Genomic DNA, 20,807 nt, shown 5'->3' on the forward strand with positions numbered 1-20,807 from the left:
TGGGCATCGGCTTCACTCGAACTCCATGATCACTTCGTCGACGGCCAGGCTGTCGCCCGGGCCGCACTTGATCGCCGCGACCACGCCCTTGCGCTCGGCGCGCAGGATGTTCTCCATCTTCATCGCCTCGACGGTGCACAGCGCCTGCCCCTCCTGCACCTCGTCGCCGATGGCCACGTCGATCTTCACGATCAGGCCGGGCATCGGGCAGAGCAGCATCTTGGAGGTGTCGGGCGGCAGCTTTTCCGGCATCAGCCGGGCCAGCTCGGCCTGCCGCGGGCTGCGGACATGAACCTTGAGGTCGGCACCGCGCGTGCGCAGGCGGAAGCCGCCGGGCACCTTGCCGACCTTCAGCACCAGCGGCGCGCCGTCCACCATCAGGCGGGCCAGCTGGTCGCCCGGCGTCCAGTCCGACGTGACCCGCATCGCGTGGCCGTCCTCGAAGGTCACGGTCGACCCGTCGTGATCGGCCGCGATCACCACCGGGAACTCGGCGCCCTGCAGCCGGACCACCCAGTCGGTGCCGACGCGGCGCTCGTGGTTGTCCATCCGCCCCGAGACGCGGGTGCGCCGGATCTCGGCCACCCGGTGCATCGCCGCCGCCGCCGCCGCCACCCGCCGCAGCGCGTCGGCCCCCAGCGTCACGCCGTCGAAGCCCTCGGGGTATTCCTCGGCGATGAAGGCGGTGGTGATGTTGCCCGACACGAAGCGGTCATGGTCCATCACGGCGGACAGGAAGGGCAGGTTGTGGCCGATCCCCTCGACCTCGAAGCTGTCCAGCGCGACCCGCATCGCCTCGATCGCGCCCAGGCGGTCGGGCGCCCAGGTGCAGAGCTTGGCGATCATCGGGTCGTAGAACATGCTGATCTCGCCGCCCTCGTAGACGCCGGTGTCGTTGCGGACGGCGGTGTCGCCCCTGGGCGCCTCGCCCTGCCACTTGCCGGTGGCGGTCAGGGGGCCGGCCTGCACCTCCTGCGGCGGGCGATAGCGCGTCAGCCGCCCGATCGAGGGCAGGAAGTTGCGATAGGGGTCCTCGGCATAGAGCCGGCTTTCCATCGCCCAGCCGGTCAGCGTGATGTCGTCCTGCGTGAAGGGCAGCTTCTCGCCCGCGGCCACGCGGATCATCTGCTCCACGAGGTCCACGCCGGTGATCAGCTCCGTCACCGGGTGCTCCACCTGCAGGCGCGTGTTCATCTCGAGGAAGTAGAAGTTGCGGTTGCCGTCGACGATGAACTCCACCGTGCCGGCGCTGGTGTAGCCCACCGCGCGCGCCAGCGCGCAGGCCTGTTCGCCCATCGCCTTGCGGGTGGCGGCGTCGAGGAAGGGCGACGGCGCCTCCTCGATGACCTTCTGGTTCCGGCGCTGGATCGAGCATTCCCGTTCGCCCAGGTAGACGCAGTTGCCGTGGGCATCGGCCAGCACCTGGATCTCGATGTGCCGCGGCTGGGTCACGAACTTCTCGATGAAGATGCGGTCATCCCCGAAGGACGACTTCGCCTCGTTCTTCGACGCCTGGAAGCCTTCGCGCGTCTCGCGGTCGTTCCACGCGATCCGCATCCCCTTGCCGCCGCCGCCGGCGCTGGCCTTGATCATCACCGGGTAGCCGATCTCGTTCGAGATCTTCACCGCCTCGTCGGCATCCGCGATCAGCCCCATGAAGCCCGGCACCGTCGACACGCCCGCCTCGGCCGCGATCTTCTTGGAGGTGATCTTGTCGCCCATCGCCTCGATCGCGCCGGTCGGCGGGCCGACGAAGGCGACGCCCGCCTTGTCCAGCGCCTCGGCGAACTTCATGTTCTCGGACAGGAAGCCGTAGCCCGGATGCACCGCCTCGGCGCCGCTGGCCTTGATCGCGGCCATGATCTTGTCGATCACGATGTAGCTTTCGGACGCCGGCGGCGGGCCGATGTGGATCGCCTCGTCGGCCATCTTGACGTGCAGCGCGTCACGGTCGGCGTCGGAATAGACCGCGACCGTGGCGATGCCCATCTTGCGCGCGGTCTTGATGACGCGGCAGGCGATCTCGCCCCGGTTGGCGATCAAGAGCTTCTTGAACATGGGTCAGCGTCCCTTCCTTGCGGGGCTTGGGCCCCGTTCTGGTGCAAAACGGCAAAAGGCCACCGGGGGCTGTCCGCCCCGGTGGCCCGATGTGTGGCTGGTTCGGCTCAGGCCGCGCGCGCGGCCCGGGCGGTGCGCGGCGTCAGCAGAAGCCGATGTCGTCGCACAATGCCCCGCCCGCCGCACCGATGAGGATGCCGGTGCCGACATTCCCGTTGAACGCGGCTGCGGTGACGCCGCCCGCAGCGGCGCCGATGCCGGCGCGCTCGAGGTCGGACGTGACGCAGCCCGACAGCCCGAGGGCTGCGGCGAACAGGGCGGCGGTGAGGGAAGTCTTGGTGATGGTGGCGCGCATTTTGCGTCTGCTCCTGTCGATGTGCCTCGTGCCGGACATCCTACACGGGTTCCGGGCACGCCGATAGTGCGGCTATCCCCACCCTCCGCCGCGGCGGAAAAAGGCGGCCGGCGCAGCAAGCTGGCCGGCCGCTTCGAAGGGGAAGGGTAACACGTCTTGTCGTCACCGGCCGAAGAGATGCTGGGGACATTGGCCGGCGCAGTCACATTGCCACGGAAATCGCCCCGCGAAAGGGTCTTGCGCGGGGCACCCCCGCCATGCGCACGAAACCGCGCAACACCGGACAGCGCTGGCAAGATCATGCCGATCGGCCCTCCCACAGCCCGTCGCCGTCGAAGGCCTCGGGGAAGGCGGCGCGCGCGCGGTCCTCGTCGATGACCAGAAGGGCCTCGTAGCTTTCAGGGTCGAACGGGTCCTCGGCGGGCAGCACCTCGCGGCCGAACAGCCACGACAGCCGGCCCGCGTCGAGGTTGCCGCGCTCGAAGGGCTCGGTGCCGAAGTAGAGCCACAGCGCCTCCATGAAGGCGGCGTCGGCGCGGCGGTCGGCGGGTTTGCGGTCGGCGTAGCGCTCGCGGCGGATCAGCTTCGTCGCCCCGTCCGCGTTCCCGCGGCGGATGGTGAACTGGTAGTCCGTGCCCGGCAGGCGCGAGGGAAAGCCCTTGTGCTTGATCATGCGCGCAGCTCCCGGGCCGGGGCGGGCGCGAAGACCCGGGCGACGCGCTGGCGCCGCCCGGTCAGGGGGTCGTCAGTCGTACTTGTTGTAGACCGGCTCGTGTACGATCGGGGCCGGTTCGATGAAGATGATCTCTTCCTGCTCGGGCGCCGGTGCGGCGCAAGCTGCAACACCTGCCACAAGGCCCAGGGCAAGAAGCGCTTGGATGATGCGCGACATCTCGCTCTCCTTTGGTTTTGGACCGTGACCGGATCGAGCGACCCGGCCACGGCCAGAGGTACAGCTGCACGGGGGCAGCTGGGGCCGAGGATACCGCGCGGGGCCGTTTCTCCACAGGAGTTTCCACAGGCTCCGGGCGCCTGTGACTGGCTTGCATCAAACCGGGGGGCGCTTGAACGTCGCGCCGCAAGATGTTGTGCGGGCATCAGAAAAGCTCCCAAATGCAGATGGGCCCTTCGAGCCGGTAGGTCTCGAACAGGCGCCGGATGTCGGGGGTGGGCTCGCCGCGCGGGGCGGGGGCGGCCATCATCTCGACCACCACCCAGTCGGGCGGGCTGGCCAGCGTGCCGGCGGCGGGCAGGCCCCAGGTGTCGCAGGCCCAGTCCATGTCGCCGCGGATCACGGTGTAGAGCATGGTCTCGTCGGCGATGGCGGGCGCCAGCAGCCGGACCACCACCTGCAACTCGCCCGACCACGGGTTTTCCTCGAACAGCAGCTCGTCCAGCGCCACCGCCTGCCCCGAGGGCGCCGCCACCTCGCCGGTCGGCCAGGCGTCCGCCGCCGCGGTCAGCGGGGCGAAGGCCATCAGGGCGGCGACGGGGGCGGGGCCGAGGATCACGGGCGCGCGCCCTCCGGCCGGCGGGCGATGCAGTCGATTTCGACCAGCGCGCCGACGGCCAGCGCGGTCACGCCCACCGTGGTGCGCGCCGGGCGCCGGTCGGGCGGGAAGAAGGACTGGTAGGTCTCGTTGAAGGCGGCGTAGTCGCGCTCGAACTCGGTCAGGTAGGCGCGCATCTGCACGACGTGGGACAGGTCGAGGCCGACGCCCTGCAGGATCAGGCGCAGGTTCTCCATCACTCGGACGGTCTGCGCCGCCACCCCTTCAGGCAGGGGCGCGTCGGGGGCGGCGGGGTCGGTCGGCATCTGGCCGGTCAGGATCACCCAGCCGTCGGTCTCGACCGCGTGCGAGAACGGCGCCACGGGGCGCGGGCCGCCGGAGATCATGTGGAAGATGGGGTCGGTCATGTCAGGCTCCGTAGGGCGGGGCTTGTCCCGCCGCGCCGGCCGGGTCGGCCGGTCACAGCGGAATGTTGTCGTGCTTCTTCCACGGCATCTGCTTGCGCTTCGTACGCAGCTGCGCGAAGGCCCGGCAGACCCGCTTCCGCGTCGACCGCGGCTGGATCACCTCGTCGATGAAGCCGCGTTCCGCCGCCACGAAGGGGTTGGCGAAGCGGTCCTCGTATTCCTTGGTGTGCGCCGCGATCTTTTCCGGCTGGCCGAGGTCGGCCCGGTGCAGGATCTCCACGGCCCCCTTGGCGCCCATCACCGCGATCTCCGAGGTCGGCCAGGCGTAGTTGATGTCGCCGCGCAGGTGCTTGGACGACATCACCACGTAGGCGCCGCCATAGGCCTTGCGGGTGATGACCGTCACCTTCGGCACCGTCGCCTCGCCATAGGCGAAGAGCAGCTTCGCGCCGTGCTTGATGACACCGTTGTATTCCTGCGTCGTCCCCGGCAGGAAGCCCGGCACGTCGACGAAGGTCAGCAGCGGGATCTCGAAGCAGTCGCAGAACCGCACGAAGCGTGCCGCCTTGCGCGCGCTGTCGATGTCGAGCACGCCGGCCAGAACCATCGGCTGGTTGGCCACCACGCCCACCGTCTGCCCCTCGAGCCGGATGAAGCCGGTAATTATGTTCTTCGCGAAATCCTCCTGGATCTCGTAGAAATCCCCCTCGTCCGCGACCTTCAGGATCAGTTCCTTCATGTCGTAGGGCTTGTTGGGGTTGTCGGGGACCAGCGTGTCGAGGCTTTCCTCGATCCGGCCGGGGTCGTCGTAGAAGGGCCGCACCGGGGGCTTCTCGCGGTTCGACAGCGGCAGGAAGTCGATCAGCCGCCGCACCTCGGCCAGCGCCTCGACGTCGTTCTCGAAGGCGCCGTCGGCGACGGACGACTTGCGGGTATGCGTGCTGGCGCCGCCCAGCTCCTCGGCGGTCACCACCTCGTTCGTCACCGTCTTGACCACGTCGGGGCCGGTCACGAACATGTAGGAGCTGTCCTTCACCATGAAGATGAAGTCGGTCATCGCGGGGCTGTAGACCGCGCCGCCGGCGCAGGGGCCCATGATAAGGCTGATCTGCGGCACCACGCCCGACGCCTCGATGTTGCGCTGGAACACCTCGCCGTAGGCCGCGAGCGAGCTGACGCCCTCCTGGATCCGCGCGCCGCCGCTGTCGTTGATGCCGATGACGGGCGCGCCGTTCTGCATCGCCATGTCCATGATCTTGCAGATCTTGGCGGCGTGGGTCTCGGACACCGACCCGCCCAGCACGGTGAAATCCTGGCTGAACACGTAGACCATGCGGCCGTTCACGGTGCCCCAGCCGGTGACCACGCCGTCGCCGCGGGGCTTGGATTTCTCCATGCCGAAATCGACGCAGCGGTGGGTGACGAACATGTCGTATTCCTCGAAGGACCCCTCGTCGAGCAAGAGCTCGATCCGTTCCCGCGCGGTCAGCTTGCCCTTGGCGTGCTGCGCCTCGATCCGCTTCTGGCCGCCGCCGAGCCGCGCTTCGCCGCGGCGCTGTTCCAGCTCCTGCAGGATGTCCTTCATGTCCGTCCCTTCCCGAGTGTTCCGGTCTTTTCCCCTGCGTAGCGCAAGCCACCCCGGATTGTCGCGGACCCTATGGCCGCAGGGGCCGGTCCGGCGAGTCGGAAAGCGCATATTTGCAAATCACTTTGCGGTCGGTTTGAATATTTTGCGAAATTGCTAATCCCTTGCGCCGCGCCTCCCCGCCCGCGGCGCGGCGGGCTACACCGGCCGCACCCGCCCCAGCCCCGCCCGGTGCCCACCCATGCCGCAGATCCCCGTTCCCGTCACCACCATCGGCCTGTTGATCCTGTCGAACGTCTTCATGACCTTCGCCTGGTACGGCCACCTCAAGTTCAAGACCGCGCCGCTCTTCGCCGTCATCCTGATCAGCTGGGGCATCGCCTTTTTCGAGTATCTGCTGCAGGTGCCGGCGAACCGGATCGGCCACGGGCATTTCTCGGCGGCCGAGCTCAAGACCATCCAGGAGGTCATCACCCTGACGGTCTTCGGCATCTTCTCGGTGCTCTACCTGCGCGAGCCGCTGGCCTGGAACCACCTTGTCGGCTTCGCCCTGATCGCCGCGGGCGCCTTCTTCGTGTTCCACCGCTGGACCTGACCGCACAGGCCCCCGTGCGCCCCTGCACCGCACGGGGTCTGGACCGCGGCGCCGGATCGGCCTAGTTCCGTTGCCATGGCAACGACCGATCCCGTGCGGTTCCTCGACCGCACCTCCCCGCCCCACATCTTCACGCTCATCGCGCTGACCGGCATCGGCGCGCTGTCGATGAACATCTTCCTGCCGTCGCTGCCGCAGATGACCGAGTATTTCGCCACCGACTACCGGCTGATGCAGCTGTCGGTCGCGCTGTATCTCGCCGTGAACGCGATGCTGCAGATCGTGATCGGCCCGGTGTCCGACCGCTACGGCCGGCGCCCGGTGCTGCTGGCATCGATCGTGCTGTTCCTGGTCGCCACGCTGGGCTGCATCCTTGCGCCCACGGTCGAGACCTTCCTGTTCTTCCGCATGATGCAGGCGGTGATCGTCGCGGGCCTCGTGCTCGGCCGTGCCGTGGTGCGCGACATGTACCCGGCCGACCAGGCGGCCAGCCAGATCGGCTACGTCACCATGGGCATGGCCGTGGTGCCGATGATCGGCCCGGTGATCGGGGGCATGCTGGACGAGACCTTCGGCTGGCACGCGAATTTCTGGCTGCTGTTCGGCCTCGGCGCGCTGGTGCTGGCGCTGGTCTGGCGCGACCTGGGCGAGACGGCGCGCACCAGCGGCGGCAGCTTCGCCGCGCAGTTCCGGGAATACCCGGTCCTTTTCGCCTCGCGCCGGTTCTGGGGCTACTGCCTGTCCGCGGCCTTCGCCTCGGGCGCCTTCTTCGCCTATCTCGGCGGGGCGCCCTATGTCGGGTCCGAGGTGTTCGGCCTGTCGCCCGCGGTGGTCGGCTTCTTCTTCGGCGCGCCCGCGCTGGGCTACTTCTTCGGCAACTGGATCTCGGGCCGCTTCTCGGTCCGGGCCGGGATCAACGCGATGATCCTCTGGGGGTCGGCGATCTCGGCCCTCGGCCTTCTCCTGTCGCTCCTGCTGTTCCTCGCGGGGTTCAAGACGGCCTATGTCTTCTTCGGCTTCATGACCTTCGTGGGCTTCGGCAACGGCATGGTCCTGCCCAACGCGACCTCGGGCATGTTGTCGGTGCGCCCGCAGCTGGCCGGCACCGCCTCGGGCCTCGGGGGCGCCATCATGATCGGCGGCGGCGCGGCGCTGTCGGCGCTGGCCGGCGCGCTGCTGACGGGCGGCAACGGGGCCTATCCGCTGATCGGGATCATGCTGCTGACCTCGTCGCTGGGGGTGGCGTCGATCCTCTACACCATCCGGCGCGAGCGGCAGGTCGCGGGCTGAGGCTTGCCAGCGGCTTTGCAAACCCGCAGAACGGGATTGCAAACCGTACCGGAGGCCCGATGTCCCCCCGCAAGCTCTATGCCGGCGCCAAGCTGCGCGAGATCCGCACCCGCCTGGGCCTGACGCAGAAGGATTTCGCGGGCAAGCTGGCGGTGTCGCTGCCCTACCTGAACCAGATGGAGAACAACAACCGCCCGGTCTCCACGGCGGTTGTCCTTGGGCTGGCGCAGGAATTCGGCGTCGATGTCACGGAACTGCGCGCCGGTGACGCCGAGCGGCTGGTGTCCGACATGCGCGAGGCGCTGGCCGACCCGGTCTTTGCCGATGCGGCGCCGCCGCTCGCCGACCTGCGGCTGGCGGCCTCCAACGCGCCCGCGCTGGCGCGCGCCTTTCTCGACCTGCACCGCGCCTACCGCCAGACGCACGAGCGGCTGGCGTCCCTCGACGAGGCGCTGGGGCAGGAGCGGCTGGCCGCGCCCAGCCCGTGGGAGGAGGTGCGCGACTTCTTCCACTACTGCGACAACTACATCGACGCCGTGGACCGCGCCGCCGAACGCTTTGCCGAGAAGGCCGAGGGCGACCTTGCCGCCCACACGCAGGCCGTGCTGGGGGCGATGGGCGTCACGATCCGGCACGAGGCGGGGCAGGGCGTGCGCGCCTATGACCCCGCCACCCGTGTGCTCACCCTGTCCCCCCGCGCCGCGCCGACGACCCAGCGGTTCCAGCTCCTGCACCAGTATGCGCTGCTGGGCCAGGCGCAGCTGATCGAGGCGACGCTGGACCTTGCGCGGTTCCAGTCCGACACCAGCCGCGAGATCGCCCGCATCGGCATGGCCAACTATTTCGCCGGCGCGGTGCTGATGCCCTACACCCGCTTCGCCGCCGCCGCGCGCGAGACGCGGCACGATCTGGAACGGCTGTCGATCCAGTTCGGCGCCTCGATCGAGCAGGTGGCCCACCGCCTGTCCACCCTCCAACGGCCCGGCGCCAAGGGGATCCCCTTCTTCTTCGCCCGCGTCGACCAGGCGGGCACGGTCACGAAACGCCATTCCGCCACGCGGCTGCAATTCGCCCGCTTCGGCGGGGCCTGCCCGCTCTGGAACGTGCACCAGGCCTTCGAAACGCCCACCCGCTTCCTGCGCCAGCTGGCCGAGACGCCGGACGGGGTGCGCTACGTCATCCTCGCCCGCGACGTGTCGAAATCGGGCGGGGCCTGGGGCACGCCGACGCGCCGCTTCGCCATCTCGCTGGGGTGCGAGGTGCGCCACGCGCCCGACCTCGTCTATGCCGACGGGCTCGACCTCGACCGCGATGCGGCGTTCCAGCCCATCGGCATCTCCTGCCGCATCTGCGAGCGCACCCACTGCCACCAGCGCGCGGTGCCGCCGCTGGAACGGCAGCTGACGGTCGACCCCAACCGCCGCGACGTGCTGCCCTACGAGATCAGGCGTTGACGCGGCGGCGCCTGCGCCGCTACGCCTGACCCCGGTCCGAGACGGAGGGAGACCCCATGGAGCTGCACGCCACCCGCACCATCGCCGCCGACCGCATGACGGTCTGGGCCGCGCTGAACGACCCCGAGGTGCTCAAGGCCTGCATCCCCGGCTGCAGCGAGCTGACCGGCTCGCCCGAGGACGGCTTCGAGGCGGTGGTGACGCAGAAGGTCGGCCCGGTGAAGGCGACCTTCAAGGGCGCCGTCACCCTGACCGACGTGGTGCCGGGCACCAGCTACACCATCTCGGGCGAGGGCAAGGGCGGCGTCGCGGGCTTTGCCAAGGGCGCGGCGCAGGTGTCGCTGTCGGACGCCGAGGGCGGCGGAACCGATCTGCATTACGACGTCGAGGCCAAGGTGGGCGGCAAGCTCGCCCAGCTGGGGTCGCGTCTGGTGGACAGCTTCGCGCAGAAGATGGCCGACCAGTTCTTCGAGCGCTTCCAGGCCCGTCTCGAAGGACCGGCCGAGGACGGCGCCGGGGCCTGACCCGGCGCCTCCCCGCGGCCGTCCCGCGTCAGGCCTTGGCGAGGATCGTCGCGATCTGGTCCTTCAGGGCCATGCGTTCCTTGCGCATCTTCTGGTCGGTGAAGTCGTCCACCGGCTCCACCCCGCTCTCGGCGCGGTGCACGGCGCGGTTCACCTCGTGGTAGGCGTCCATCAGCTTGGCGAAATGCGCGTCCGACGTCTTGAGCGCGTGGATCTTCGCCGCGTCCTGCGGGAACTCCTCGGCCAGCTCGTGGGGGGTGTGCGACATGGGTGTCTCCTTCCTCGCGTTCCTGTGCGAGGCAGAGACTAGGCGCCGCGCGCCCCGCCCGACCTTGAGCCAGATCAACCGGCCGGCGCTTTCCGTGCCGTCACTCGGCGGCCTGGCTCTTGGCGCCGCTCCAGGCCGCGGTCAGCCCCTCGGGGCTCAGGACATGCGCCATCGGGGCGCCGCCGAAGACCTCGGGCTCGGCCTCGGCCAGCCGGCCCGGGAAGGCCAGCACCGGCAGCCCCGCCGCCCGCGCGGCCTCCAGCGCCACGTTGGTGTCGACCACCGCCACCGCGCGGCCCTGCCCGATGCCAAGCGCCGTCACCGCCGCCACCATCGCCTCGGGGTGCGGCGCCATCCGCTCCACGTCGTCGCGCAGCACCGCCACGTCGAACGAGGCACCGCCCCGCTCCCGCGCCGTCGCCTTCAGAAGCGCGCGCACCGGCTCGACTTCGGACCGGCTGACCAGCGCCAGCTTCACGCCGCCGCGCGCCGCCCAGTTCATCACCCGGGCCACCCCGGGCCGCAGCGGCACGCCGCCGGCCAGCATGGTGGCGAAGTGTTTCTGGTGGGTGCGGTCGAGCGCCCCGGCCTCGACCACCTGTCCCAGATGCGCGGCGTAGCGCGCGGCCAGCTGCCGGTCGCCGCCGGGCCGCATCAGCTCGGAATAGGTGTCCCAGGACCATGACCACGGCACGCCGTGGGCCCGAAAGGCCGCGTTCCAGGCAGCCCGGTCGATGTCGGCCACCTCCGCCAGGGTGCCGATGCCCACAAAGATCAGTGCTTCCAATGTCATCAGGTGCCTCCGCCCCACCATCGGAGCGGAGCCTGCGGCCGGCACAAGCGGCACGCCCGGCTTGCTGCGGCGCGGCAAGGGGCTTTGTCTCAGGCCTGTGCGCGGGGCCGGGGCGTTGCACAGTTTGCAGGCGAAACGAAAAGCGGCCATTCAAGCGCCGGGTGCATCGGGCGGCGGCGTCACCGGGCGTTTGCGGCGCGCCTCGCGCCAGGTCACCACGCTGATCGCCGCGATGATCATGGCGCCGCCCAGCATCACGAAGCCGTCCGCCGCCTCGCCGAACACCACCACGCCCAGCAGCGTCGCCCAGACCAGCTGCAGGAAGGTCACCGGCTGCGTCACCGTCAGCGGCGCCGCCGTGAAGGCGAGCGTCATGGTGTAGTGCCCCGCCGTGGCGAAGCAGGCGGTCAGGAACAGCCAGCCCAGCTGTTCCCAGCTGACCGGCACCCAGACCGCCACCGCGTAGGGCAACAGTACCACCGGCACGATGGCCGACAGCATGAACACCACCACCTGCGGCCTGGCCCGCCCCGACAGCAGTTTCGCCATGAAGTAGCTGCCCGCCATGGCGGCGGCCGTGAACAGCATGGCGATGTGGCCCACGTCGATCTCGCGGAAGCCGGGCCGCACGATCACCAGCGTGCCGAGAAAGGCCACCCCGACCGCCCCGATCCGCCACGGCCCCAGCCGTTCGCCCAGGAACAGCACCGCCAGCAGCATGACGTAGATAGGGTTGAGGTAGTTCAGCGCGGTGACATCCGCGATCGGGATGCGGGTCATCGCGTAGAACCACAGGATCACCGCCGCCGAGTGGCAGACCCCGCGCAGCCCGAACAGCACCCACGTGCCGCGGTCGAGCCGCGCGGCGCGCATCGCGGGCCACATCGGGATCAGGAACACCAGCCCGAGCGCGTAGCGCAGGAAGGCCGACTGCGGCGCCGGCACCTCGGTGCCGACCATCTTCACGCTCGCCGTCACCGCGACGAAGCACAGGCCCGTCAGGATCATCCACAAGACGCCCGCGACCGGCCGCGCGGCTGCGGCGGCGGGGGGGCGGGCGGTGTCGGGGGCGGCGGTCATGCCCCCGACATGGCGCAGCGCCGCGGGACTGTCCAGCCGGTTACCCGGCCAGCGCCAGCTTGGCCGCCAGTGCCAGCATGGTGACGCCGACGACCGCGTCCAGCACCCGCCACGCCGCGGGCCGCGCGAACAGCGGCGCCAGCGCCCGCGCACCGTAGCCGAGAAGGACGAAGAACAGCACCGAAGCCGACAGCGCGCCCGCGCCGAACACCCAGCGCGCCGGGCCGTAGGTGGTGGCGACGGCCCCGATCAGCCCCACGGTATCCAGGTAGACATGCGGGTTGGCCCAGGTCAGCACCAGCGCCGTGCCGACCGCGGCCCGCAGGGACTGCACCGCCGCGCCGCCCGTATCCAGCGCCTCGGCCGCGCCCCAGGCCGCCCGCAGGCTGCGCAGCCCGTAGGCCACGAGAAAGGCCGCCCCGCCCCAGCGCATCGCCTCGATCGCCCAGGGCGCGCGGGCGGCCAGCGCGCCGAACCCGGCCACACCCGCAAAGATCAGCACCCCCTCGGAGACGCAGCAGACGGCGACCACCGCGCCCAGATGCGCGCGCCGCAGCCCCTGCCGCAGGACAAAGGCGTTCTGCGCCCCGATGGCGAGGATCAGGCTGAAGGACAGGGCGAAACCGGCAAGCCAGGCGGCGGTCATCGGGGGCTCCGTGAAGGCGGACCGGCGCGGGGTAGCCGCCCTGTGCGCATCGGTCTAGCGAAATAAAGTTGTGCAGCATAAGCTGCGCTGATGATCGACCGCGCCGCCCTCGCCGCCTTTGCCGCCGTGCTGCAGACCGGCTCCTTCGAGGGGGCGGCGGGGCAGCTCGGCGTGACCCAGTCGGCGGTGTCGCAGCGGATCAAGGCGCTGGAGGAGGCGCTGGGCACCGCGCTCGTCCGCCGCAGCCGCCCCGCCACGCCGACCGGGGCCGGGCGCCGCCTGATGGCCCATGCCGAGGCGGTGGGCCTGCTGGAACGCGATCTCAGGCGCGACCTCGCGCTGGCCCGCCCCGATCCCGGCACGCCGGTGCGCATCGCCGTCACCGCCGACAGCCTCGCCACCTGGGTCATCCCGGCCCTCGCCGCGGTCGAGGGGCTGCTCTACGACCTCGTCATCGACGACCAGGACCATTCCGCCGAACTGCTGCGCGCGGGCGAGGTGGCCGCCGCGATCACCGCGTCGGACCGCCCGGTTCCGGGCTGCGACGTGCGGCCCCTCGGCGCGATCCGCTACCTCGCCTTCGCGTCCCCCGGCTTCGTCGCGCGCCACTTTCCCGACGGTGTCACCGCCCCGGCGCTGGCCCGTGCGCCGGCGCTGACCTTCAACCGCAAGGACAGGCTGCAGCGCGCCTGGGCCGAGGCGGCGACGGGGGAACGGGTGTTTCCCGTCACCCACTACCTCGGGTCCACCCATGGCATCACCGACGCGGCGCTGGCGGGCCTCGGCTGGGCGGTGAACCCCGAGCCGCTGGTCGCGCCGCTGGTGGCCGAGGGTCGGCTCGTCGACCTCGACCCGGCGGTGCGGATCGACACGGCCCTCTATTGGCAGGTGCCGCGGCAGGGGGCGGCCGCGCTGGCGGACCTCACCCGCGCGCTGCGGCGCGCGGGGGCGGATCAGGGCAGGTAGCGGGTGGGGTTCACCGCCTCGAAGCCGCGGCGGACCTCGAAATGCAGGAAGGGCGGGTCGCCCGCGCCGACCTCGGCGATGGTCTGCCCTTGGGTGACGCTGTCGCCGCGGGCCACGCGGATGTTGCGGATGTTGGCATAGACCGTCAGCAGCCCGTCGGGGTGGCGCACCACGAGGATCGGGATCTGGTCGGTGTCCTGCGTGATCGCCGCGACCTCGCCGTCGCCCGCCGCGCGCACCGCGGTGCCGGTGGCCGCGCCGATGTCGATGCCCTCGTTGCCGTTGCCGTAGGGCCGGATGATGCTGCCCGCGACGGGCTGGATGAAGCGCGTCGTGGCGGCGGGCGCCGCGGGTGCGGGGGCCGGGGCGGGTGCCGCCTGTGTGCCCGGCGCCGGCAGCGGCGCCTGCGAGATCGGCTCGGGCAGCGGCGACGCCGCCGAGGGCGGCAGGGGCGCCACGGTCGTGCCAGGGGCCGAGCCGGCGGGGGCCGCGGCCTCCTCGATCACGATCGGGATGATGAGGTATTGCCCCTCGCGCACCGCGAGGTCGGGGCCGAGGCCGTTCCATTCCGCCAGCGACCGCACCGACACGCTGTAGAGCCGGGCGATGGAATAGGCGGTCTCGCCGCGGCCGACGCGGTGGCGGATCGGCTCCTGCCCGGGCTGCAGCGCGACCGGCGCGGCCCCGCCGGCGCCCTGCCGCGCCTCGGCGGCCGCGATGGCGCCCGAGGCGATGGCGGCGATGTCGGTGCCGCCGCCGGCGCCGGGGCTGACCCGGCGGGGCAGGGCCAGCACCTCGTCGGGCCGCAGCAGGTCGGAGGACGTGCGCCCGTTGAAGCGGGCCAGTTCCTCGGGGTCCATGCCGATGCGGCGGGCGACGTCGCTGACGGTGTCGCCGCGGCGGGCCACGACCATCTGGTAACTTTCGTAGGTGATCAGGCCGTTGGCGTCGGGCTCGGGGCGCGGCGCCGTCTCGCCCGCGCCGCGGGTGCTGATGCGGTCGGGGCGCAGGTCGAAGTCGATGTCCGACGACACGCAGCCGGCAAGCAGCGGCAGGCACAATCCGAGGGCAATCAGGGAGGCGCGGGGCATCGCTCGGGTCTTCCTCAACATCGTCGGCCGGTGACTGGCCGTTCCACCAACACGTCACAGCCCCGTGGACCGGGGTCTCGGGCTGTCCCGCTTCTACATCGAAACCGCGCCGCGGATAAAGCCCCGCAGGCGGACAATCGCCGGGCGCGGCCGTGGCGTCAGTCGCGCGGCAGCCCGTCCACCAGCGGCACGAAGCGCACCGGCATCAGCTCGTCGTAGTCGAAGCCGCTGCCGTCCTCGCGCCGGGTCACGCGGATCAGGCTCTGCACCGCGTCGGACTGGCCCACGGGCACGACCATGACGCCGCCGGGCTTCAGCTGCTGCAGGAGCGGCCCGGGCGGGTCCTCGGCGGCGGCGGTGACGAGGATGCGGTCGAAGGGCCCCTGTTCCGGCAGGCCGAAGCTTCCGTCGCCGGTGAGCACCGTGATGTTCACGAGGCCCATCTTGGTGAACAGGATCTCGGCCTCGCGGGTCAGCGTGCGGTAGCGGTCGATGGTGTAGACCCGGCGCGCCAGCTGCCCGAGGATCGCCGCCTGGTAGCCCGAGCCGGTCCCGATCTCGAGCACGGTGTCGCGCGGCTGCACCTGCAGGGCCTGGGTCATCAGGCCCACCACCGAGGGCTGGCTGATCGTCTGCCCGGACGCGATGGGCAGGGGCATGTCGTCATAGGCGCGGTCGGCGAAATGCCCGCGCACGAAGGCGCCCCGGTCGATCACCTCCATCGCCTTGAGCACGCGCAGGTCCGTCACGCCCTTCTGGCGGAGGTGGAACAGGAACTGCATCTTGCGCGTGGCGTCCTCGGGCGTCATTCCAGCGCGGCCCTCAACGCCTCCAGCCGGTCATGCGCCGTCAGGTCCACCCGCATCGGCGTGACCGAGATGTAGCCCTGCAGGTTCGCATGGGCGTCGGTGCCGGGCGCCGTCGGGACGTCCTGCCGCCCGCCCTTGATCCAGAGGAACCGCCGCCCGTTGGGCGCGACATGCGGCTCCACGCCAAAGCGCGTCTCGCGGCGGTAGCCCTGGGCCACGACGCGGGTGCCGCGCACCTCGGCGGCGGGCAGCGGCGGGAAATTCACGTTGTAGAAGATGCGGTAGTCGGTCTCGTCCCAGTGCCCGCTGTCGAGCAGCTTGCGGATCACGCCCGCGCCGTGGCGGGCGGCGGCCTCGAAGCTGTTGCCCAGGGTGACGTTGCCGGGGCCGTAGTACTGCGACAGGGCGATGGCGGGCAGGCCCTGCAGGGCGGCCTCCATCGCGCCGCCGATGGTGCCGGAGTAGAGCACGTTCTCGGCCGCGTTGTTGCCCCGGTTCACGCCCGACAGCACGAGATCGGGCGTGCGGCCCTTCATCACGTCGTAGAGGCCCGCCAGCACGCAGTCGGCCGGCGAGCCCTCGGCGGCGAAGCGGCGGGGGCCGAGCTCGGCGATCATGGTGGGGTGGACGTAGGAGATGCAGTGCCCGACGCCCGACTGCTCGAAGGCGGGGGCGACGGTCCAGACCTCGCCGCCCGGCCCCGCGATCTCGGCGGCGATGGCCTCCAGCACCTTGAGGCCGGGGGCGTTGATGCCGTCGTCGTTGGTGATGAGGATGCGCATGGGGTCGTCCGTCGGCAGGAGTCGGGTCAGGGTCTAGCGGCTGGGTCCCCCATGGGCAAGCCGTGCGCGGGCGGCAGGCGGCGGATGGGGGCTCTGCCCCCGTCGCGGCCCTGGGCCGCGCCTCCCCCGGAGTATTTTTCAAGCAAAGATGTGATCAGGCGCGCGATTGTTTCAGCGCAAGGCAGATGAGGCCCGCCGCACCACCGGCCGCCGCACCCGCCAGCGCGGGGGCAGTCGTGGCATTGGCCGCGACGACGCCGATCAGCGCCCAGGCCACGGCGATGGGGTAGGTGGGCACCCGCAGCCGCAGGGTCAGGGGGACGGCGAGGGCGAGTGCCAGCGCGAGGCCCGCCCAGCTGAGCGCCGTCTCGCCGCCGAGGCCGTGGCCCATGGCGACGGTGCCGAGCGCGACGCAGGACGCCGCCGTCAGCCAGCCGGCGTAGAGGCCCAGCGGCAGGGCGTTCCACCCCCGGTCGCGGGCCGGCGCGCGCATCAGCGCCCAGAGCGCGCCGCCGAGCATGATCCAGATGAACAGGGTCGCCGTGACCGGCGCCGTCAGCGCCACGCCGATCCAGGACGCGCCGAGGGCGGTGCTGAGGAACAGGCCCCAGCGCCCCGCGTCCCAGTCGGGCGCGGTGTCGCGCTTCACGAGACCGTAGCCCGCCGCGGCCAGCAGCCACAGGTAGATCACGCCCCAGATCGAGAAGGCATAGCCCGCGGGCTGGATCGGGGGTTGCTCGACCGGCACGGGCAGCAGCTCGGGCGGGAACCCGGTGAAGGGCTGGGTCAGGAGCGGCGAGAGCACGAAGGCGATCGTCGCCACCAGCACCAGCACGGCCTTGAGCCGGGCGGTATCCCTGGGGTCGTCGGGGCGTTCGAGGTCGAGATCAGGCAAGCTGCCCCTCCGGCGTGATGCGGGTCATGCCCCCGATGTAGGGGTGCAGCGCGGCCGGGAGAAGCACCGAGCCGTCGCCCTGCTGGCCGTTCTCCAGCACCGCGATCAGGCAGCGGCCCACGGCGAGGCCGGAGCCGTTCAGGGTGTGCAGGAACTCGGGCTTGCCGCCGCCGGCGGGGCGGAAGCGGGCGTTCATCCGCCGCGCCTGGAAGTCGCCGCAGGTCGAGACCGAGCTGATCTCGCGGTAGGTGTCCTGGCCCGGCAGCCAGGCCTCGATGTCGTAGGTCCGCCGCGCGCCGAAGCCCATGTCACCCGTGCAGAGCACGACGGTTCTGTAAGGAATCCCAAGGCGTTCGAGGATGCCCTCGGCGCAGCGGAGCATCCGCTTCTGCTCGTCGTCCGAGGCGTCGGGGTGGGTAATCGAGACCATCTCGACCTTCTCGAACTGGTGCTGGCGCAGCATTCCGGCGGTGTCGCGGCCCGCGCTGCCGGCCTCGGAGCGGAAGCACAGCGAGTGGGCGGTGAAGCGGAGGGGCAGCTGCGCCTCGTCGAGGATCTCGCCCGCGACGATGTTGGTCAGGCTGACCTCGGAGGTGGGGATGAGCCACCAGCCGTTGGTGGTCTCGTAGCTGTCCTCGCCGAATTTGGGCAGCTGGCCGGTGCCGAACATGGTTTCGGGGCGCACCAGAACGGGGCCGTTCACTTCGGTCAGGCCGTTCTCAAGTGTATGAACATCCAGCATGAATTGCGCCAGCGCCCGGTGCAGGCGGGCGACGGCGCCCTGCATCACGACGAAGCGCGCGCCCGAGAGCTTGGCCGCCGTCTCGAAGTCGAGGAGCCGGGCCACGCCCGCGATCTCGTAATGCTCCTTCGGCGTGAAATCGAAGGTGCGGGGCGTGCCCCAGCGGTTGATCTCGACGTTGCCGGCCTCGTCCTCGCCGTCGGGGACGTCGGCGTAGGGCAGGTTGGGGATGCCGGCGAGCAGGTCGCGCAGCTCGGCGTCCCTGGCCTTGGCCTCCTCCTCGAGCCGGGCGATTTCGTCTTTCTTTTCAGCGACAAGGGCGCGGAGGCGCTCGAACTCGGCGTCGTCGCCGCGGGCCTTGGCGGCGCCCACTTCCCTGGAGGCGGCGTTGCGGTCGGCCTGCGCGGTCTCGGCGGCGAGGATGCAGGCGCGGCGGGCCTCGTCGAGCGACAGGATGGCGGGCGACTGCGGCGCGAGGCCCCGGCGGGCCAGCGCGGCGTCGAAGGCGGCGGGGGTCTCGCGGATCGCGCGGATGTCGTGCATCGGGGGGCCTCGGGTCTTGGGTCTCGGGCGGGGTATGCCAGAGGGGGCAGGGATGGGGAAGGCCCCGGTTGCGGGGCGTCACACCCCGTGCACGGGGCGTACACAGGCTGTGCATACGTTGTGCGCGCACGGGAAGCGGGGTGTTTGGGTGAGTCTGTGCGGATATTCGGGGTGCCGGAGGCGAGGCGGCGGGTCTTTCGCGGCCCGCGCAGCCCCCGCGATCCGGCCCCGGCGGGGTGCGCCCGGCCCCTCCGGCCACACCCCCCTTGCCCCCGTCCGCCCCTGCGCCCATCTGCCCCTGACCGCGCCTTGCCTTCGCCCATGGCCGCCAGTAGGGTGCGCCGACTTTTTCCCGGGGGGGCTCCGTCGCCCCCGACCGCCGTACCAGAGGACCGCGCCGCACATGGAAGCCTTCGCCCAGTTCGTCCCCCTGATCCTGATCTTCGTGATCATGTACTTCCTGCTCATCCGCCCGCAGCAGAAGCGGGTGAAGGAGCACCAGGCCATGGTCGCGGCGCTGCGCCGGGGCGACGAGGTGGTCACCCAGGGCGGGCTGATCGGCAAGGTCACCAAGGTGAAGGACGACGCCGAGCTGGAGGTCGAGCTGGCCGAGGGCGTCCGCGTCCGCGTCGTGCGCCCGACCATCGCGCAGGTGCGCTCCAAGACCGAGCCGGCCAAGGACTGAGCCGGCGCCGCGCCGCCTGACCTGACCGACACGGACCGGCCGAAAGGGCCCGAGACATGCTGCAGATCCCGCTCTGGAACCGGCTGATGATCGTCCTGGTGGTGCTGGCGGGGGTTTCCTTCGCCATGCCCAACCTGTTCTACGACCGGGTCGAGCGGCACAACGACGCCGTCGCCGCGATCGAGGAGACGGGCGCCACCACCGACGCGCTGGCCGCAGACCGGGCGCTGTGGCCCGACTGGCTGCCGTCGACGCTGGTGAACCTCGGGCTCGACCTGCGGGGCGGCGCGCATCTGCTGGCCGAGGTGCAGGTCGCCGACGTCTACGAGGCGCGGATGGACGGGCTGTGGCCGGAGGTGCGCGACGCGCTGCGCGACGTGCGCGACCAGGTCGGCACGATCCGCCGGCAGGACGCGCCGGCGGGCGAGCTGCATGTGCGCATCAGCCAGCCCGAGGGCCTGGCCGCCGGCGTGGCCGCGGTGCGCACGCTGGCCCAGCCGGTGGTCAGCCTGACCGGCGTGGGATCGCCCACCCTGGAGGTCAGCGGCACCGGCGACCTGATCGTCGTCACCCTGTCCGAGGCCGAGCGCCAGGCCACCGACGACCGCACCATGCAGCAGTCGGTCGAGATCGTGCGCCGCCGCGTCGACGAGGCCGGCACCCGCGAGCCGACGATCCAGCGCCAGGGGCAGGACCGCATCCTGATCCAGGTGCCCGGCATCGGCAGCGCGCAGGAGCTGAAGGACCTGATCGGCACCACCGCGCGGCTGACCTTCCACCCGGTGGTGGGCCGCACGCAGGACCCCGAGGCCGATGTCGAGGCGCGCCAGCTGCTGCTGCCGTCGATGGACGAGGACGGGGTGTTCTACATCCTGGAGCAGACCCCGGTGGTCACCGGCGACGACCTGGTCGACAGCCAGCCGGCCTTCGACCAGCAGACCGGGCAGCCCTCGGTCACCTTCCGGTTCAACCCCGCCGGCGCGCGCGATTTCGGCGACTACACGGCCGCCAACGTGGGCGCACCCTTTGCCATCGTGCTGGACAACGAGGTGATCTCGGCCCCGGTGATCCGGCAGGCGATCACCGGCGGGTCGGGGCAGATCACCGGCAACTTCACCGTCGAGACCTCGACCGAGCTGGCCGTGCTGTTGCGCGCGGGCGCGCTGCCGGCCGAGATGGTGTTCCTGGAGGAGCGGACCATCGGCCCCGAGCTGGGGGCCGACTCGATCGAGGCGGGCGAGATGGCGGCGCTGGTCGCCTTTGCCGCGGTGCTGGTGTTCATGGTGCTGAGCTACGGCCTGTTCGGGGTCTTCGCCTGCATCGCGCTGGTGCTGAACGTGGGGCTGATCTTCGGCATCCTGTCGGTGATCGGGGCCACCCTGACGCTGCCGGGCATCGCGGGCATCGTGCTGACCATCGGCATGGCGGTCGACGCCAACGTGCTGGTGTTCGAGCGCATCCGCGAGGAGCTGAAGACCGCCAAGGGCCCCGCCCGCGCCATCGAGCTGGGCTACAGCCGCGCGCTGAGCGCCATCGTCGACGCCAACCTGACCACTTTCATCATCGCGGTGATCCTGTTCACGCTGGGCTCGGGCCCGGTGCGGGGCTTCTCGGTCACGCTGGGGATCGGGATCATCACCTCGGTCTTCACCGCGATCTACGTGACCCGCCTTCTGATCGTGACCTGGTTCGACCGGCGTCGCCCCAAGACAATCGAGGTCTGATCCC

General features: G+C 71.1%; 23 protein-coding genes. 7 read left to right on the top strand and 16 right to left on the bottom strand.

Features of this window, described 5'->3' with window-relative positions; all coding sequences use genetic code 11:
• Positions 1-12: 12 nt before the first annotated feature.
• The 7 genes from HCU73_RS02640 to HCU73_RS02670 all read right to left on the bottom strand — a co-directional run bounded on the left by HCU73_RS02640 (position 13) and on the right by HCU73_RS02670 (position 5,916).
• Positions 13-2,058, bottom strand: a complete 2,046-nt coding sequence (locus tag HCU73_RS02640; RefSeq protein WP_168621840.1) for an acetyl-CoA carboxylase biotin carboxylase subunit — start codon at positions 2,056-2,058, stop codon at positions 13-15.
• A gap of 142 nt (positions 2,059-2,200) precedes the next feature.
• On the bottom strand, positions 2,201-2,413 hold the full coding sequence (locus HCU73_RS02645) for a hypothetical protein (RefSeq protein ID WP_210730455.1): 213 nt from the start codon (positions 2,411-2,413) through the stop codon (positions 2,201-2,203).
• A 298-nt stretch (positions 2,414-2,711) separates the two neighbouring features.
• Positions 2,712-3,086: a hypothetical protein gene (locus HCU73_RS02650; RefSeq protein WP_168621841.1), complete on the bottom strand. Its 375-nt coding sequence runs from the start codon at positions 3,084-3,086 to the stop codon at positions 2,712-2,714.
• A gap of 72 nt (positions 3,087-3,158) precedes the next feature.
• Positions 3,159-3,305: a hypothetical protein gene (locus HCU73_RS02655; RefSeq protein WP_168621842.1), complete on the bottom strand. Its 147-nt coding sequence runs from the start codon at positions 3,303-3,305 to the stop codon at positions 3,159-3,161.
• Positions 3,306-3,510: 205 nt separating this feature from the next.
• Complete coding sequence (locus HCU73_RS02660; RefSeq protein ID WP_168621843.1) at positions 3,511-3,924, bottom strand: DUF6497 family protein; 414 nt, start codon at positions 3,922-3,924, stop codon at positions 3,511-3,513.
• The gene (locus HCU73_RS02665; RefSeq protein ID WP_239025424.1) at positions 3,921-4,331 is read right to left on the bottom strand and encodes a RidA family protein; all 411 of its coding nucleotides are present in this window, start codon (positions 4,329-4,331) and stop codon (positions 3,921-3,923) included. The genes HCU73_RS02660 and HCU73_RS02665 overlap by 4 nt, the downstream gene beginning before the upstream one ends.
• A gap of 52 nt (positions 4,332-4,383) precedes the next feature.
• Entirely contained in the window at positions 4,384-5,916 is a 1,533-nt protein-coding gene (locus HCU73_RS02670) for an acyl-CoA carboxylase subunit beta (RefSeq protein ID WP_168621844.1), read from the bottom strand.
• A gap of 241 nt (positions 5,917-6,157) precedes the next feature.
• Between HCU73_RS02670 and HCU73_RS02675 the strand changes: the two genes are divergently transcribed.
• From HCU73_RS02675 to HCU73_RS02690, 4 genes are all read left to right on the top strand, one after another.
• On the top strand, positions 6,158-6,511 hold the full coding sequence (locus tag HCU73_RS02675) for a DMT family protein (RefSeq protein WP_168621845.1): 354 nt from the start codon (positions 6,158-6,160) through the stop codon (positions 6,509-6,511).
• Positions 6,512-6,586: 75 nt separating this feature from the next.
• Positions 6,587-7,801 carry a multidrug effflux MFS transporter gene (locus HCU73_RS02680; RefSeq protein ID WP_168621846.1) on the top strand — a complete coding sequence of 405 codons (1,215 nt, stop codon included), beginning with the start codon at positions 6,587-6,589 and terminating at the stop codon, positions 7,799-7,801.
• Between the two features lie 59 nt (positions 7,802-7,860).
• Positions 7,861-9,255 carry a helix-turn-helix domain-containing protein gene (locus HCU73_RS02685; RefSeq protein ID WP_168621847.1) on the top strand — a complete coding sequence of 465 codons (1,395 nt, stop codon included), beginning with the start codon at positions 7,861-7,863 and terminating at the stop codon, positions 9,253-9,255.
• A 56-nt stretch (positions 9,256-9,311) separates the two neighbouring features.
• On the top strand, positions 9,312-9,779 hold the full coding sequence (locus HCU73_RS02690; protein WP_168621848.1) for an SRPBCC family protein: 468 nt from the start codon (positions 9,312-9,314) through the stop codon (positions 9,777-9,779).
• 28 nt (positions 9,780-9,807) lie between these two features.
• Here HCU73_RS02690 and HCU73_RS02695 read toward each other — a convergent pair whose 3' ends face one another.
• From HCU73_RS02695 to HCU73_RS02710, 4 genes are all read right to left on the bottom strand, one after another.
• Positions 9,808-10,047, bottom strand: coding sequence for an HP1242/YdcH family protein (locus tag HCU73_RS02695; protein WP_168621849.1), 240 nt, complete (start codon positions 10,045-10,047; stop codon positions 9,808-9,810).
• A 100-nt stretch (positions 10,048-10,147) separates the two neighbouring features.
• Entirely contained in the window at positions 10,148-10,840 is a 693-nt protein-coding gene (locus HCU73_RS02700) for an HAD family hydrolase (RefSeq protein ID WP_168621850.1), read from the bottom strand.
• A 150-nt stretch (positions 10,841-10,990) separates the two neighbouring features.
• Positions 10,991-11,920 (bottom strand): DMT family transporter, encoded by a 930-nt coding sequence (locus HCU73_RS02705; protein WP_239025425.1) that lies wholly within the window; start codon positions 11,918-11,920, stop codon positions 10,991-10,993.
• Positions 11,921-11,960: 40 nt separating this feature from the next.
• A complete protein-coding gene (locus HCU73_RS02710) occupies positions 11,961-12,566 on the bottom strand; it encodes a LysE/ArgO family amino acid transporter (RefSeq protein ID WP_168621851.1) in 606 nt (201 codons plus the stop codon).
• Positions 12,567-12,656: 90 nt separating this feature from the next.
• Here HCU73_RS02710 and HCU73_RS02715 point away from each other — a divergent pair, with 90 nt between their 5' ends.
• Positions 12,657-13,532: a LysR family transcriptional regulator ArgP gene (locus HCU73_RS02715; protein WP_168621852.1), complete on the top strand. Its 876-nt coding sequence runs from the start codon at positions 12,657-12,659 to the stop codon at positions 13,530-13,532.
• Here the strand turns inward: HCU73_RS02715 and HCU73_RS02720 are convergent.
• From HCU73_RS02720 to serS, 5 genes are all read right to left on the bottom strand, one after another.
• Entirely contained in the window at positions 13,520-14,623 is a 1,104-nt protein-coding gene (locus HCU73_RS02720) for a M23 family metallopeptidase (protein WP_168621853.1), read from the bottom strand. The genes HCU73_RS02715 and HCU73_RS02720 overlap by 13 nt on opposite strands.
• A gap of 158 nt (positions 14,624-14,781) precedes the next feature.
• Positions 14,782-15,432, bottom strand: coding sequence for a protein-L-isoaspartate(D-aspartate) O-methyltransferase (locus tag HCU73_RS02725; protein ID WP_168621854.1), 651 nt, complete (start codon positions 15,430-15,432; stop codon positions 14,782-14,784).
• Positions 15,429-16,214, bottom strand: a complete 786-nt coding sequence (gene surE, locus HCU73_RS02730; RefSeq protein WP_168621855.1) for a 5'/3'-nucleotidase SurE — start codon at positions 16,212-16,214, stop codon at positions 15,429-15,431. Before surE ends, HCU73_RS02725 begins: the two co-directional genes overlap by 4 nt.
• A gap of 154 nt (positions 16,215-16,368) precedes the next feature.
• On the bottom strand, positions 16,369-17,109 hold the full coding sequence (locus HCU73_RS02735; RefSeq protein WP_168621856.1) for a tryptophan-rich sensory protein: 741 nt from the start codon (positions 17,107-17,109) through the stop codon (positions 16,369-16,371).
• Complete coding sequence (serS, locus tag HCU73_RS02740) at positions 17,102-18,394, bottom strand: serine--tRNA ligase (RefSeq protein ID WP_168621857.1); 1,293 nt, start codon at positions 18,392-18,394, stop codon at positions 17,102-17,104. The genes HCU73_RS02735 and serS overlap by 8 nt, the downstream gene beginning before the upstream one ends.
• Before the next feature lie 403 nt (positions 18,395-18,797).
• On the opposite strand from serS, the gene yajC reads away from it, so the two are divergent.
• Together yajC and secD are read left to right on the top strand one after the other, a co-directional pair.
• Positions 18,798-19,079 carry a preprotein translocase subunit YajC gene (yajC, locus tag HCU73_RS02745; RefSeq protein WP_168621858.1) on the top strand — a complete coding sequence of 94 codons (282 nt, stop codon included), beginning with the start codon at positions 18,798-18,800 and terminating at the stop codon, positions 19,077-19,079.
• 56 nt (positions 19,080-19,135) lie between these two features.
• Positions 19,136-20,803: a protein translocase subunit SecD gene (secD, locus tag HCU73_RS02750; RefSeq protein ID WP_168621859.1), complete on the top strand. Its 1,668-nt coding sequence runs from the start codon at positions 19,136-19,138 to the stop codon at positions 20,801-20,803.
• The last annotated feature ends 4 nt before the right edge of the window (positions 20,804-20,807 follow it).

Source organism: Roseicyclus persicicus, from assembly GCF_012395815.1.
Classification (GTDB): Bacteria; Pseudomonadota; Alphaproteobacteria; order Rhodobacterales; family Rhodobacteraceae; genus Roseicyclus; species Roseicyclus persicicus.

Coding starts and splice junctions, on each gene's coding strand:
- HCU73_RS02640 (WP_168621840.1), bottom strand. CDS start 2,058: ATGTTCAAGAAGCTCTTGATCGCCAACCGGGGCGAGATCGCCTGCCGC.
- HCU73_RS02715 (WP_168621852.1), top strand. CDS start 12,657: ATGATCGACCGCGCCGCCCTCGCCGCCTTTGCCGCCGTGCTGCAGACC.
- HCU73_RS02645 (WP_210730455.1), bottom strand. CDS start 2,413: ATGCGCGCCACCATCACCAAGACTTCCCTCACCGCCGCCCTGTTCGCC.
- HCU73_RS02690 (WP_168621848.1), top strand. CDS start 9,312: ATGGAGCTGCACGCCACCCGCACCATCGCCGCCGACCGCATGACGGTC.
- secD (WP_168621859.1), top strand. CDS start 19,136: ATGCTGCAGATCCCGCTCTGGAACCGGCTGATGATCGTCCTGGTGGTG.
- HCU73_RS02705 (WP_239025425.1), bottom strand. CDS start 11,920: ATGACCGCCGCCCCCGACACCGCCCGCCCCCCCGCCGCCGCAGCCGCG.
- surE (WP_168621855.1), bottom strand. CDS start 16,214: ATGCGCATCCTCATCACCAACGACGACGGCATCAACGCCCCCGGCCTC.
- HCU73_RS02725 (WP_168621854.1), bottom strand. CDS start 15,432: ATGACGCCCGAGGACGCCACGCGCAAGATGCAGTTCCTGTTCCACCTC.
- HCU73_RS02695 (WP_168621849.1), bottom strand. CDS start 10,047: ATGTCGCACACCCCCCACGAGCTGGCCGAGGAGTTCCCGCAGGACGCG.
- HCU73_RS02655 (WP_168621842.1), bottom strand. CDS start 3,305: ATGTCGCGCATCATCCAAGCGCTTCTTGCCCTGGGCCTTGTGGCAGGT.
- yajC (WP_168621858.1), top strand. CDS start 18,798: ATGGAAGCCTTCGCCCAGTTCGTCCCCCTGATCCTGATCTTCGTGATC.
- HCU73_RS02685 (WP_168621847.1), top strand. CDS start 7,861: ATGTCCCCCCGCAAGCTCTATGCCGGCGCCAAGCTGCGCGAGATCCGC.
- serS (WP_168621857.1), bottom strand. CDS start 18,394: ATGCACGACATCCGCGCGATCCGCGAGACCCCCGCCGCCTTCGACGCC.
- HCU73_RS02720 (WP_168621853.1), bottom strand. CDS start 14,623: ATGCCCCGCGCCTCCCTGATTGCCCTCGGATTGTGCCTGCCGCTGCTT.
- HCU73_RS02670 (WP_168621844.1), bottom strand. CDS start 5,916: ATGAAGGACATCCTGCAGGAGCTGGAACAGCGCCGCGGCGAAGCGCGG.
- HCU73_RS02650 (WP_168621841.1), bottom strand. CDS start 3,086: ATGATCAAGCACAAGGGCTTTCCCTCGCGCCTGCCGGGCACGGACTAC.
- HCU73_RS02710 (WP_168621851.1), bottom strand. CDS start 12,566: ATGACCGCCGCCTGGCTTGCCGGTTTCGCCCTGTCCTTCAGCCTGATC.
- HCU73_RS02700 (WP_168621850.1), bottom strand. CDS start 10,840: ATGACATTGGAAGCACTGATCTTTGTGGGCATCGGCACCCTGGCGGAG.
- HCU73_RS02680 (WP_168621846.1), top strand. CDS start 6,587: ATGGCAACGACCGATCCCGTGCGGTTCCTCGACCGCACCTCCCCGCCC.
- HCU73_RS02675 (WP_168621845.1), top strand. CDS start 6,158: ATGCCGCAGATCCCCGTTCCCGTCACCACCATCGGCCTGTTGATCCTG.
- HCU73_RS02665 (WP_239025424.1), bottom strand. CDS start 4,331: ATGACCGACCCCATCTTCCACATGATCTCCGGCGGCCCGCGCCCCGTG.